The 13,327-nt window shown below is 66.4% G+C and carries 9 protein-coding genes; 7 read left to right on the forward strand and 2 right to left on the reverse strand.

Features of this window, described 5'->3' with window-relative positions; all coding sequences use genetic code 11:
* Positions 1–3: 3 nt before the first annotated feature.
* From accC to QRN25_RS06945, 7 genes are all read left to right on the forward strand, one after another.
* Complete coding sequence (gene accC, locus QRN25_RS06915) at positions 4–1,356, forward strand: acetyl-CoA carboxylase biotin carboxylase subunit (protein WP_285018191.1); 1,353 nt, start codon at positions 4–6, stop codon at positions 1,354–1,356.
* A gap of 148 nt (positions 1,357–1,504) precedes the next feature.
* The gene (locus QRN25_RS06920; RefSeq protein ID WP_285018192.1) at positions 1,505–2,452 is read left to right on the forward strand and encodes an acetyl-CoA carboxylase carboxyltransferase subunit alpha; all 948 of its coding nucleotides are present in this window, start codon (positions 1,505–1,507) and stop codon (positions 2,450–2,452) included.
* Between the two features lie 459 nt (positions 2,453–2,911).
* A complete protein-coding gene (locus QRN25_RS06925; protein ID WP_285018193.1) occupies positions 2,912–5,527 on the forward strand; it encodes a DUF1592 domain-containing protein in 2,616 nt (871 codons plus the stop codon).
* On the forward strand, positions 5,524–6,861 hold the full coding sequence (locus tag QRN25_RS06930; protein WP_285018194.1) for a DUF1552 domain-containing protein: 1,338 nt from the start codon (positions 5,524–5,526) through the stop codon (positions 6,859–6,861). The genes QRN25_RS06925 and QRN25_RS06930 overlap by 4 nt, the downstream gene beginning before the upstream one ends.
* Positions 6,862–6,991: 130 nt before the next feature.
* Positions 6,992–8,296 (forward strand): ankyrin repeat domain-containing protein, encoded by a 1,305-nt coding sequence (locus QRN25_RS06935; protein ID WP_285018195.1) that lies wholly within the window; start codon positions 6,992–6,994, stop codon positions 8,294–8,296.
* A 31-nt stretch (positions 8,297–8,327) separates the two neighbouring features.
* Entirely contained in the window at positions 8,328–8,804 is a 477-nt protein-coding gene (locus tag QRN25_RS06940; RefSeq protein WP_285018196.1) for a c-type cytochrome, read from the forward strand.
* Between the two features lie 8 nt (positions 8,805–8,812).
* Positions 8,813–9,499 (forward strand): cytochrome b/b6 domain-containing protein, encoded by a 687-nt coding sequence (locus tag QRN25_RS06945; protein ID WP_271181793.1) that lies wholly within the window; start codon positions 8,813–8,815, stop codon positions 9,497–9,499.
* Positions 9,500–9,593: 94 nt separating this feature from the next.
* On the opposite strand, the gene QRN25_RS06950 is transcribed toward QRN25_RS06945, so the two are convergent.
* Positions 9,594–10,712, reverse strand: a complete 1,119-nt coding sequence (locus QRN25_RS06950) for a purine nucleoside permease (protein ID WP_285018197.1) — start codon at positions 10,710–10,712, stop codon at positions 9,594–9,596.
* A gap of 67 nt (positions 10,713–10,779) precedes the next feature.
* Positions 10,780–13,245 carry a TonB-dependent siderophore receptor gene (locus QRN25_RS06955; RefSeq protein WP_285018198.1) on the reverse strand — a complete coding sequence of 822 codons (2,466 nt, stop codon included), beginning with the start codon at positions 13,243–13,245 and terminating at the stop codon, positions 10,780–10,782.
* Positions 13,246–13,327 lie beyond the last annotated feature (82 nt).

Raw genomic sequence — 13,327 nt, forward strand, 5'->3', positions numbered from 1 at the left:
GACATGGCCATCAAGCGCCTCCTGATTGCCAACCGCGGCGAAATCGCGCTGCGCATCCACCGTGCCGCGCACGAGATGGGCATCGAGACCGTCGCGGTCCACTCCACCGCCGACGCCGACGCGATGCACGTGCGCCTGGCAGACCACGCGGTCTGCATCGGTCCGCCCGCCGCCAAGGACAGCTACCTCAACGTCGCGGCCATCATCTCGGCCGCCGAGATCACGCAGGCCGACGCGGTGCATCCCGGCTACGGCTTCCTCTCCGAGAACGCCCGCTTCGCCGAGATCGTCGAGGCGCACGGCCTGAAGTGGGTCGGCCCCAAGCCCGAGCACATCCGCACGATGGGCGACAAGGTCGAGGCCAAGCGCACCGCCGGTGCCCTCGGCCTGCCGCTGGTCCCGGGTTCGGACGGCGCGATCGAGGACTTCGACGAGGCACGCGCGCTGGCCGAGACGATCGGCTACCCGGTCATCATCAAGGCCGCTTCGGGCGGCGGTGGTCGCGGCATGAAGGTCGTGAACTCGGCCGAGGAACTGGAAAGCCAGATGGGCCAGGCCCGTTCGGAGGCCAAGGCGGCTTTCGGCGACGCCACGGTCTACATGGAAAAGTACCTCGGCAACCCGCGCCACATCGAATTCCAGGTGTTCGGCGACGGCAACGGCGAAGCGGTGCACCTCGGCGAGCGCGACTGCTCGCTGCAGCGCCGCCACCAGAAGGTGCTGGAAGAGGCCCCCTCGCCCGTCATCACGCCGGAAGAGCGCGACCGCATGGGCGGCATCGTGTCGAAGGCGATGGCCGACATGGCCTATCGCGGCGCGGGCACGATCGAGTTCCTCTGGGAAAACGGCGAGTTCTACTTCATCGAGATGAACACCCGCCTGCAGGTGGAGCATCCGGTGACCGAGGCCATCACCGGCGTCGATCTGGTACGCGAACAGATCCGCATCGCCGACGGCCAGCCGCTCTCGTTCAAGCAGCACGAGATCGAGTTCAAGGGCCACGCCATCGAGTGCCGCATCAACGCGGAAGACCCGTGGAACTTCACCCCTTCGCCGGGTCAGGTCACGGGCTACCACGCGGCGGGCGGCATGAACGTGCGTGTCGATAGCGGGCTTTACGCCGGCTATCGCATCCCGCCGTATTACGATTCGATGATCGGCAAGCTGATCGTCTCGGGCCGCAGCCGCAACGGCGCCATCATGCGCCTGAAGCGCGCGCTGGGTGAAATGGTGATCGACGGTGTGAAGACCTCGATCCCGCTGCATCAGGCGCTGCTGGAGGACCCCGAGTTCAACTCAGGCGACTACACGATCAAGTGGCTGGAAGACTGGCTGGCGAAGCGCGTCGGCGACTGAACCCTTCGCTCGTCATTGCGAGCGAAGCGAAGCAATCCAGGGCGGCTTGGGCAGCTCTGGATTGCCGCGGGGCTATCGCCCCTCGCAATGACGAATGTAGGGTAATGGCCGGCTTCAAGACCAAGCCGAGCGTATTTGAGAGACTGACATGATTTCGTTCCTCGATTTTGAAAAGCCGATCGCCGAGCTGGAAGCGCGCATCGCCGAACTGCGCGCCACCGCCGACGGCAGCGACCTCGACATCGAGAGCGAGATCGACAAGCTCGCCAAGAAAAGCTCCGGCATGCTGGAGGCGACTTACGCCAAGCTGAGCCCGTGGCAGAAGACGCAGGTCGCGCGCCACCCGCAGCGCCCGCACTTCGTCGATTACCTGCGCCTGATCTTCACCGATTTCGTCGCGCTGGGCGGTGACCGCCTCTACGGTGAGGACGCCGCGATCATCGGCGGCCTCGCCACGCTGGACGGCCGCAAGGTCATGGTCATCGGCCACGAAAAGGGTCACGACACGACCACCCGCATCAAGCACAACTTCGGCATGGCCAAGCCCGAAGGCTACCGCAAGGCGATCCGCCTGATGGAGATGGCCAGCAAGTTCGGCCTGCCGGTCGTCACGCTGGTCGATACCGCAGGTGCCTTCCCCGGCGTCGAGGCCGAAGAACGCGGCCAGGCCGAAGCCATCGCCCGCTCGACCGAGGCTTGCCTTGCCCTCGGCGTGCCGATGGTGGCGGTGATCGTGGGCGAAGGCGGCTCGGGCGGCGCGGTGGCGATCGCCGCCGCCAACACCGTGCTGATGCTGGAGCACTCGGTCTACTCGGTGATCTCGCCCGAGGGCGCATCCTCGATCCTGTGGCGCACGCCCGACAAGGCCGCCGACGCGGCCACCGCGATGAAGGTGACGGCGCAGGACTTGCTGGGTCTCAAGGTCATCGACGGCATCGTCCCCGAACCCACCGGCGGCGCCCACCGCGACCCCGCCGCGACGGCACGCGCGCTTGCCGATGCCGTGGGCCGCGAACTCGATGCGCTGAGCCGCCGTTCGAGCGCTGAACTGGTCCGCCAGCGCGAAGACCGCTTCCTGGCGATCGGTTCGCTCTGATCATCCGTCGTCCCGGACTTGATCCGGGACCGCTGGCCGTGAACGGCACGGCTGTTGGCTTGGGCTGCGGGGGCTTCGACAAGCTCAGCCTGAGCGGGATTGAGAACAGTCTTTAGAGCAAGATGACATTAAATTGAACCACTCGTCGTCATTGCGAGCGCAGCGAAGCAATCCAGGGCGGCTTGAGACTGCCCTGGATTGCTTCGCTGCGCTCGCAATGACGATTCAAGGTAAAGTCATCGTGCTCTCATTCCCGCCCAGGCTGAGCTTGTCGAAGCCCCCGCGCCTACCCGCCAACGCGCCCCGCTCCAATTTCTCGCACGCCATGTCCGATTAATGCTGTTGGACCGCAACACCCCCAACCGATAACCCATCCGCCCAACAGGACCCGTTTCGGCGGGACAGGGCGTGCCGGAAACCCGCGAAAACGCGGGCCCGGCCATGGGGTCGGAAACATCGATGAGCCTCTTCGGGCGACACAACCTCGGCAGGACGACGCTCGCGCTCAGCGCACTCGTCACAGCCGCCACCGTCTACGCCGCGACTCAGGACGCCGCGCCGGACCGCACGCCCGACTTCGCCGCGATGCCCCCGCAGCAGGCCGCGAACTTCGTCGAGCCGATGCTGGGCGAATACTGCTCACGCTGCCACAACGACATCGACAACATCGCCGACCTCTCTGTGGAAGACCTGCGCGCCGACGACATCCGCACCGGCAAGCACGCGGACGAGTGGGAGAAAATCCTGCGCCGCGTCGCTGCCGGGGAAATGCCGCCCCACGGCAAGACCCAGCCCTCGGCGCAGATACGCGCCGCCTTCGTGAACTGGCTCGACACCTCTCGCGCGGGCTACCTCGCCGCCAATCCCGATCCCGGCCGCCCGGCGCTGCGCCGCCTCAACCGCATGGAATACGCCAATGCGGTGCGCGACCTGCTTGCGCTCGACGTCGATTTCAGCCGCGAACTGCCTGCCGACAACTCCGGCTTCGGCTTCGACAACATCGCCGACGTGCTCTCCGTCTCGCCCACGCTGATGGAACGCTACGTCGCGGTGGCGGGCAAGGTCGGCCGCATGGCCACCGGCCTCACCTCAAGGCGCGAGGTGGTGACGACATGGCAGGTGCCCAAGGACGGCTCGGTCCAGAACTCGGGCGTGCCGGCGTATAACGAGCGGGCGGACGCGATGCTGCCGCTGGCCTCGCGCGGCGGCTATGCCCAGCGCTACTATGCCCGTTATGACGGCCAGTACGACGTTTCGGCCTGGCTCAACGCCAACACCAACAACGAAACCGACCGTCTGGCCGAGGACAAGTTCACCGCCCGCCTGCCGATGAAGGCGGGCTCGCACCTCGTGGCGCTGTCGTTCCGCCGTACCATCGCCCCGTCCGAGGCGGTGCAGGTGCTGCGCAACGATACGGACAAGGTACCGCTGCCCCTCGACAAGCCGAAGATGCTCCCCCTCGACGTGTGGGTGGACGGCAAGCTGGCCAAGACGCTGAGCGTGCCCAGCTACCGCATGCACCAGCGCTATTCGCAGCAGAACTTCCCGCGCGACGTGCTGCAGGTCGATGTGGCCGGGCCGTTCGATGCGGCAGGCGTGCCGGACACCGCCAGCCGCCCCGCCGTATTCCTCTGCCGCCCGAAGAAGGCCAGCGAGGAAGAGGCCTGCGCGACCAAGATCATCACCACCCTCGCGCGCCGTGCCTGGCGCCGCCCGGTCGGCGGCTTCGACGTCGCTCCGCTGCTGCGCATCTACGCCGAGGAGCGCAAGGCATCGGACTTCGAGCATGGCATCGAGGCGGCGCTGGAAGCCGTGCTGGTCTCGCCTGAATTCCTCTTCGTGGTGGAGCGCGATCCGCAAGGCGCGATGCCCGGCAGCGTCAACCGCGTCTCCGACCTCGAACTGGCGACGCGCCTGTCGCTGTTCCTGTGGAGTTCGATCCCCGACGACCGCCTGCTGACCCTCGCCGAGCAGGGCAAACTGGGCCAGCCCACCGTACTGAACGCCGAGATCGCCCGCATGCTCGCCGATCCGCGCGCGAAGGCGTTGACGACGAACTTCGCCGGGCAATGGCTCTACTTGCGCAACCTCGACCAGCAGCGCCCCGACACCGAGGTGTTCCCGAAGTTCGACGTGCGCCGGAAATCCGCGATGGCGACCGAGACGGAGATGTTCTTCGCCGACGTGCTGCGCGGCGACCGCCCGGTGCTGGACTTCATCAGCGCCGACTACACCTTCCTCAACCAGCGCCTTGCCGAGCATTACGGCATCCCCGGCGTCTCCGGCCCCGCGTTCCGCCGCGTGGCGCTGCGCCCCGAGTGGCATCGCGGCGGGTTGCTGGGTCAGGCCAGCGTGCTGACCGTCACCTCATACGGCAACCACACCAGCGTGGTGAAGCGCGGCAAGTGGATCCTGGAAAACATGCTCGCCGCCGCGCCGCCGCCGCCGCCGCCCGACGTGCCCGCGCTCAAGACCAGCCACGACGGCCGCCTGCTCACCGCGCGCCAGCAACTCGAACTGCACCGCGCCAACCCGACGTGCGCAGCCTGCCACGTGAAGATGGACCCGATGGGCTTCTCCCTCGAAAACTTCGATGCGGTCGGCCAATGGCGCACGGTGGATGCGGGCCAGCCGATCGACACCCTCGCGACGATGCCCGACGGGTTCAAGTTCGAGGGCCTCACCGGGCTCCAGCAAGTGCTGATGGACCGCAAGGACGAGTTCACCCGCGCCTTCACCGAGCGGCTGATGACATATGCGGTGGCGCGCGGCCTTTCGGCCAACGACATGCCCACGGTGCGCGCGATCGCCTCCGCGGCGGCGGCGGACCAGTACCGCATCCAGACCATCGTGCGCGGGATCGCGCAAAGCCCCGCCTTCACCCTGCGCCGCGTGCCGCAGCCGTTCAAGGCGGCCTATGGCCAGACCCCGCGCCTGCCCCTTCGACAAGCTCAGGGTGAGCGGGGTTGGGGTTATATCTCTGGCAGAACCGCTCTCAATTCCGCTCAGGCTGAGCTTGTCGAAGCCCCCTCGGCAAACTCCCTGATCACCACTCCCCGGAAGGCCCTGAAATGAGAGTGATCCGCCCCGCCCTCTCGCGCCGCACCGTGCTGCGCGGTGCCGGTGCCGCCATGGCGCTGCCCTTCCTCGAAGCCATGATGCCGAGCGCGAAGGCCGCCGACCTCGCCTCACGGCCGAAGCGGCTTCAGGTGTTCTACTCCCCCAACGGCATGACGATGCCGGACTTCCTGCCCACCGCGACAGGGGCCGATTACGTCCTGCCCTCCTCGCTCCAGCCCCTCGCGCCCCATCGTGAACAGATCGCCGTCATCTCCGGCCTCGGCCATCCGCAGGCCGCTGCCATGGGCGATCGTCCCGCAGGCCACGGCCGCTCGTGCCCCGCCTTCCTTACCGGCGCACACGCCAAGCAGACCGAAGGGCCGGACATCCGCGCGGGCGTGTCGATGGATCAGGTCTTCGCGCAGCACCTGGGTGACGCCACCCCGCTCGCCTCGCTGGAGCTGGGGATCGACACCGCCAGCCTGCTCGGATCGTGCGACATCAACTATTCGTGCGCCTATACCAACGGCATCTCGTGGCTCACCCCCACGGTGCCGCTGCCGGTCGAGGCGAACCCGCGCGCCGTGTTCGAGCGGCTGTTCGGCGATGGCGACACCGATGAAGCGGGCCGCCTCGCCCAGTTGCGGCGCCAGTCCTCGATCCTCGACTTCGTGATGGACGACACCCGCCGCCTCTCGGGCCAGCTGGGCATGGAGGACAAGCGCAAGCTCGACGAATACCTCGACGCCACCCGCGCCATCGAGAAGCGCATCCAGCGCAGCGCCGCTTCGCCCGCCACCACGCAGGCGGCCAATCTACAGCAACCCGCAGGTATCCCCGACGACTTCGCCGAGCATGTGAAGCTGATGATCGACCTGCAGGTGCTGGCCATGCAGGCCGACATCACCCGCGTCGGCACGTTCATGATCGGGCGCGAACTGTCGAACCGCACGTATCCGGAGATCGGCGTGCCGGATTCGCACCACATGCTCAGCCACCACGGCAACAACCCCGACAAGATGGCCCAGCTGGCGAAGATCAACCGCTATCACATGGAATTCTTCGCCTACTACCTCCAGAAGATGAAGGACACGCGCGACGGCGACGCCTCGCTGCTGGACCGGACGCTGGTGATCCGGGGCTCCGCGTTCGGCGATTCCAACGAGCACGACTACATGGACCTGCCGGTGATCGTCGCGGGCGGGCTGGTGAAGGGCGGGCGCCACAGCCGGGTCGAGAAGGGCACCACCATGTCCAACCTGATGCTGGCGGGCCTGCAGACGCTGGGCGTGCCCACCGCGAAGTTCGGCGACAGTACGGCGCCCTTGCGGGAACTGACCGATGCGTGAGCCTCCTCGTCGTCCCGAACTTGCTCCGGGACCGCTGGCCGTGAACGGCCCACGCCCCGGCAAGGCACATCGCGCGACGCCGCGCCTAAAGACCGCCACCGGTCCCGGATCAAGTTCGGGACGACGAGCTTTGACCGCACTGGCTTGCCTTATCGCCACGCCCGCGCAGGCCGATACCTTGGCCGATGCCCTCGCCACCGCCGATCCGATCACCGTCGAGGGCGCGCTGAAGGCGGGTGCGGATGCGAACGCGCCGTTGCTCTATGGCGAAAGCCCGCTTGCCCGCGCCATCGAGACGCAGGATCCCGCGCTCGTCGCCGTCCTGCTGAAGCATGGCGCGAAGCCGAATGTCATCGATGCCGAAGGCCTCACTCCCCTCTCCCTCGCCTGTGAGCGCGGCAGCACGCCCATTGTCGTGCAACTGCTCGACGCTCGCGCCGATGTACGCAAGCCCGGGCCGGATGGCGTCACCCCGCTCGCGGTCTGCGCGCGCTACTCGGGCGCAGAGACCGTCACGCAGATGCTGGCGAAGGGCGCGAAGGCCGACAGCCTCGATGCGCGCGGACAGACGCCGCTGATGTGGGCCGCCTCCGCCGGGAACCTCGGCGCGATCACCGCGCTTCTCAAGGCGGGAGCGAAGGTGAACCGGGCCACCGGGGAAGGCTTCACTCCGTTGTTCTTCGCCATCACCAGCGGCTCGGGCGAGGCGACCCGCGCCCTGCTCGATGCCGGAGCCGATACAACCCATCGCGGGCCGGAGAACACCAGCGCCCTGCAACTGGCGCTCTACCAGAAGAACTGGCGTGCCGCCGAAATGCTGGCACCGCTGGGCTTCGACCTCGCCGAGCGCGACCGCAATGGCGAACAGCCGCTCCACGTCGCGGCGAAGGGCGGCGACACGGCGCTGATCGACCTGCTGCTGGCGAAAGGCGCGGATGTGAACGGCCTCACCGGCCCTTCGCGGATCACGTGGGTGACAGAGGCGAACTTCGGGATGCCGCCCGCCCCCGTACCGCCCACACCGCCCCTGCTGCTGGCCGCGCAGGCCGGGCAGATCGATGCTATGAAGCGTCTTGTCGCAGGCGGAGCGAACCGCACTTTCGTCGCCGAGAACGGCGTCAACATCGCCCTCGCCGCCGCTTCGGGCCACATTGCGGCAGCGCTGGAGGAGGCGCTGGCATTGGCCCCCGATGCCAATGTCGCGGATGCCAAGGGCACCACACCGCTGCATCTGGTAATCGGTGGCGGCATGCACGACCAACTCGGCGCGATGCTCAAGGTGCTGGCCGCGCACGGCGCGAAACCTACCCTCGCCAATGCGCGCGGCACAACGCCCGCGCAGATGGCCGAAAGCGGACTTGCGACGGTAAAAGCGGTCTACGATCAAGTCTTTGGCCAAACGGCCGCGCCTGTGTTAGCCACCAATCGTCCTTGAATCCCAACAAACCGATCAGGATCGAAAAACCATGACGTTTTCCAACAAGCTCTCGCTTGCCGTACTCGGCGTGTCCGCCGCCGTTCTGACGGTGAGCGCGACCGTCGCCATCGCCGCCTCGCCCGCCGAAACCGCCATCGCCACCCGCCACGCCAACTTCAAGAAGATGGGCGGCGCCATGAAGGTCCTCAAGGACCAGCTCGCCAGCGGCTCGATCGACAAGGTCCAGGCCGTCGCCGCCGCCAAGACGCTGGCTGCCACCGGCCGCGCGCAGGTTGGCCTGTTCCCTAACGGCTCGGGCCCGTCTTCCGGGGTGAAGACCGAAGCCCTGCCCGCGATCTGGACCAACCGCGCCGCCTTCGACGGTGCCATGAAGACCTATATCGCCCAAGCCGACAAGCTGGTCGCCGTCGCGGGCACCGGCAATGCTGCGGCCATCGGCGCGCAGTTCAAGGCCGTCGGCGGCGCCTGCGGCTCGTGCCACAAGCAGTTCCGCGCCGACGACTGAGGATACGCATGACTCGCTCCACTACGCCCGTCTGGGACCCGACCATCCGCCTGTTCCATTGGCTGCTGGTCGCGCTCATCGCCTTTTCGTGGTGGAGCGGGGAACAGCATGACCTCGAACGCCATCGCCTGTCGGGCTATGGTATCCTCGCGCTGCTGGTGTTCCGCGTCTACTGGGGCTTCTTCGGCCCCCGTACCGCGCGGTTCTCCAGCTTCGTACGCGGGCCGGGTGCGGTCGCTGCCTATTTCAAGGGCCTTGGCCACCGGACGGCGAGCCATGCCGACGGGCACAATCCGCTCGGCGGGTGGAGCGTGGTCGCCATGCTGCTGGCCGTCGGCGCGATGGTGACGGCGGGGCTGTTCGCCAGCGACATCGACATGCTCTACGACGGGCCGCTGGCGACTTACGTGTCGTTCGACCAGTCCTCGGCCGCTTCGGACCTGCATTCGACGATCTTCAACGTGATCCTTGCGCTGGTGGTGCTTCACGTGGTGGCGGTGGTGTTCTACCTTGCGTGGAAGCGCCAGAACCTCGTGCGGCCGATGGTGACCGGCAAGCGCCCGGTTGCTGCGGGAGAAGACGTGGCGGACCTGCGCTGGTCGCCGGTCAAGGCGCTGATCGGCATCGTCATCGCCGTGGCCTTCGCATGGGTAGTCTCGACCGGCTTCCAGTTCGGCAACGCGCCCGCTTACTGAGCCCTCTCTTGCGTCATTGCGAGCGTAGCGAAGCAATCCAGGGCCGCTTAAACCGCCCTGGATTGCTTCGCTACACTCGCAATGACGATCTGAATCAGGGCGTCACGTCCTTATAGCGGTCCCAGTTGCCGAGCAGTTCGTCGACCACCTTCGAGCCCACGGTGTAGAGGTTCTCCACCGCCGCCTCGAGCCCCGCATAGCCCTCGTTCTCGCGCAGCAGGTAAGTCGCCGCATCGACGCCCGGCGGAGGCATCGTGAAGTTGGAACCGGCGCGCACCACCAGCACGCGGTCACGGTCGGCGCGGCCCACGGCGTCGAGGTAAGTCATCGCCTGCATGACGCCGGTGTCCTCCATCGCCGAAGTCACGAACTCGCCCTGCCCGCCGCTCCAGTAGCGAACCCAGTCGTTGGCCCAGTCGGTCAGCTTCTCACCGTGCCAGAAGGTCATGGCGGAGAGCGTATCGCCCTCAAGGACGAAGGGCGCTTCCTGCGCGTGCGGGTAATCGACGAACTTCGCGCGCTCCACGGCGATCGCCGGAGAGTCGGGAAGCTCGATGTTCTTCGTCAGCTCGTAAGCCCACTTCTCGAGGCTGGGATTGACCTGGAACATCTCGCCGCCGGACGGATCGGGCTTCGTGGTCTTGTCGTTCGGACCCTTGGTGTGACGGGCGAAGTAGCCGGTCTTCCAGTCGGCCGGGATTTCGCGCGCGTCGATCTCGTGTGCGAGGTCGCCATCGACGACGTAGCGCGCCCATGCGACCGAGCCGATCGAAGCATCCTCGGGGTCGATGCCCGCGATGCCCGCGACGAGCCAGTAGGCCTGGCTCAGATCGAAGCGCGGGTCGAAGCCGAGCGCCATCGTCGCCGCCGTCGAGCGCGCGGTGCCGATCCCGGTCACCATGCCGAGCACCTGCGTCTCGGGATTGTAGTAGAGGTCGTGGAACGACTGCGGGAAGGGAATACGCTGGGTCAGGCCGCGGCGCGCCTTCCACAGCTGGAACTCGCCCGCGACGTCGCCCTCGTCCTTGCCGATCTCGAAGAGCGAGACGATCACCACCTTGACCGGCAGCGGATGGTCACAAGGCGCGCCGGGATCGCAGTCGGCGACGGCGGAAGTCGTGGGAGGCGATGCCGTGGCATCGGCGGCGAACGCCGGGGTGGCCGCAGCGAGCATGGCGCCCGCCATGAGAGTCGCGAGCGTCTGGGAGCGCATGGGTAACCTTTCGATTCAAACCGCAAGAAGGGAGCGCCGGCGATCGCCGACGCTCCCTCTCGGGGCATCAGAACTTGTACGTCAACGAGGCCTGGAAGCTGCGCGGCAGCTCCGGCAGGACGATCGTGGAACCGAACAGTTCGGTAAAGTTGGCACGGAAGTACTTCTTGTCGGTGACGTTCTTCACGACCAGACGAGCGAGCCACGGGCCGGTCTCGTACGAGATGGCCGCGTCGATCTTGGTGTAAGCGGGCAGCTTCACCGCCTGCGACTGGCCCGAGTACACCGAGTCCACCTTCACCCCGCTGGCGCTCAGCGCCAGGCCGTTGTCGAAGGCGTAGGTCGCGGTCAGCGAGTAGAGGTTGGTCGGGATACCCGCACGGCGCGAGTCGCTCTTGCTGGTGATCGGCACGAGGCCGATCGGCTGGCCGCCGAGGTAGAGCGACGGATCGCTGACGTTGACCAGATCCTCGATGCCGAAGAAGCTGAACAGCGTGCCATTGGTCAGCGCGGTCAGGTTGTAGACCTTGGTGCGCGTGTAGCCACCGGTGATCAGCAGGTGACGGTCCACCGACCAGCGGAACTCGGCTTCGAGGCCCTTGGTTTCGACCGACTGGTTCACCGTGACCGACTGGATGTTGTAGTCGGTGCGCTTCTGCTTGTAGATCGAGACCGCCGCATAGAGGCGATCATCAAGCCAGCTTCCCTTCAGGCCGCCTTCGTAGAGCTTGGAGGCCGAAACGAAGGTCTGTCCGGCGATGTCGCCCGGATAGAGTTCGGCGCCCTGCCCGGCGATCACGGTCGACTGGCGCGCGATCGTGGCATAGGGGATCAGGCCGTAGGGCAGCTTGTAGTTGGCGCTGGCCGACCACGACCATGCGCCCTTGTTGCCGCTGGCGCTGTCCGGGGTGCCGCCTTCCCGATTGGATGCGACCTGCGCCGCTTCCATCTTGCCGATGTTGTAGGCCGACTTCGCCTTGAGGTAGTCGTAACGGGCACCCACCGTCACATCGAGACCGAAACTGAAGTCGAAGTCCGCAAGCGCGGCGATTGAGTAATCGGTGTAGTGGCCGGTGACATAGTTGGTGTAATCGCAGTCGCACTCGGTCGAGAGCAGGCGATCCGACGCCGGGGTGTAGCCGACGGTCAGGTCGACGCGGTGGAAATATTCGTAGTTGAAATCGTCGCCGTGCTTGAAGTTGGTGTAGCGGATCGACGGCGATACCTGGAATGCGAACTTGCCGATGTCGTTCTCGAACTTGTCCGAGATGACGACCTTGTTCTCGATCGCATAGGAATCGTGGAACTGCGAGAAGCCGTAGGAATTCTCGTTGATGTTGTCGTACGAGTCGAAGAAGAACTGGTTCTTGATCTCGAGATCGCCGGCCCCCTTCCAGATGAGGTCGGCGTAAAGCGTGCTGCCCTTGTTATCGAGGCGATCGTTCTTGCCGGTCAGCGTCTTGCGGCGGCTGAGCTTGGCGGTGCCCACGTTGGTGAGGTTGAGCGCGCTGTTCGGCGAGCTGGTAAAGCATGCGTCCGTGATCGACGATGCAAACACCCCGCCACCGCAGGCGAAGCCGCCGAAGATCGACATGCCGCCGGGAACCGCCGCGTTGATCTCGCCCTGCGAAATCTGGCCGTCGCCATTGGTGTCGAGCGGCTTTGCCGAGCCGGTAATGTACGTGCCGTTGTCGACGAGGTCCTGCGTCAGGCGGTTCCAGCCGCCGTTCTGCTGGCCCTTGTAGTTCTGGTACATGCCGCCGAATTCGAGGCGCAGGTTGGGCGTCAGGTCGGTGTCGAACGAACCCTGCAGGATCGTTTGACGGGTCGACATGTTGTCGTAGTAGCTGCCCGAATCCTCGACTTCCGCGAACAGGCTGTAGCCGAATTCCTGCGTGCCGATCTTGCCCGGGCCGCGCATTTCGGCCTTGATATCGGCCTTGCGCCAGCTGCCGCCGGTCATGGTGACCTCACCCTCGGGGCTGGCGAGGTAGGAGCCGCCCTGAACGCGCGCCGACTTCGGCACGAAGTTCATGTAGCCGCCGGTCTTCGACGGACCGTAGATCGGCGAGGCCGGGCCGCGCACGATGTCGATGCGCTCGGAGGCGCCGATCGGGGTCGGGTAGTTGCCGGGGTTGTCGAGGCGGCGCATGCCGCGGAAGTAGATTTCGCCCGGAGTACCGCGAATGTCGAGCGCGCCGCCGACGCCGAAGAACGAGTTTGTGAACGTGCCCGGCGACTGCGCGACGAGGTCGTAGATGTCGGTGATGCCGAAGCGTTCCATCTGCTCGGCGCTGATGGTGGAGACCGAACGCGGCGTCTCGGTCACGGTCTTGTCGAAGCCGAAGACGGTGCCGACACCCTCGATCGGCAGAGCGCCGAGCGAACCGGTGACGACGATGTCCTTGCCGTCCTCGGTCGTTTCATCGGCGGCCGCCTGCGCGAAAGCCGGTGTCGTCAGTGCAGTGCAACAAAGCAGCGCGCCCGCGGCCAATACCGTCTTGCGCGCAGTGAAACGGATCATATCCCTCATGGTATGCCCCCTTGATACGGCGGGAACGGTCCTTGCCGCCCGCCGCGTGCTGTTGTGTCCCTCCTCTCCCGCACTTCCCTGT

It is taken from the genome of Novosphingobium sp. fls2-241-R2A-195, from assembly GCF_030209485.1.
In the GTDB taxonomy this organism is placed as follows: Bacteria; Pseudomonadota; Alphaproteobacteria; order Sphingomonadales; family Sphingomonadaceae; genus Novosphingobium; species Novosphingobium resinovorum.

Excerpts from the sequence above, each read along its gene's own strand:
- QRN25_RS06940 (WP_285018196.1), top strand. The coding sequence starts at position 8,328 with ATGACGTTTTCCAACAAGCTCTCGCTTGCCGTACTCGGCGTGTCCGCC.
- QRN25_RS06950 (WP_285018197.1), bottom strand. The coding sequence starts at position 10,712 with ATGCGCTCCCAGACGCTCGCGACTCTCATGGCGGGCGCCATGCTCGCT.
- QRN25_RS06925 (WP_285018193.1), top strand. The coding sequence starts at position 2,912 with ATGAGCCTCTTCGGGCGACACAACCTCGGCAGGACGACGCTCGCGCTC.
- QRN25_RS06920 (WP_285018192.1), top strand. The coding sequence starts at position 1,505 with ATGATTTCGTTCCTCGATTTTGAAAAGCCGATCGCCGAGCTGGAAGCG.
- QRN25_RS06955 (WP_285018198.1), bottom strand. The coding sequence starts at position 13,245 with ATGAGGGATATGATCCGTTTCACTGCGCGCAAGACGGTATTGGCCGCG.
- accC (WP_285018191.1), top strand. The coding sequence starts at position 4 with ATGGCCATCAAGCGCCTCCTGATTGCCAACCGCGGCGAAATCGCGCTG.
- QRN25_RS06930 (WP_285018194.1), top strand. The coding sequence starts at position 5,524 with ATGAGAGTGATCCGCCCCGCCCTCTCGCGCCGCACCGTGCTGCGCGGT.
- QRN25_RS06945 (WP_271181793.1), top strand. The coding sequence starts at position 8,813 with ATGACTCGCTCCACTACGCCCGTCTGGGACCCGACCATCCGCCTGTTC.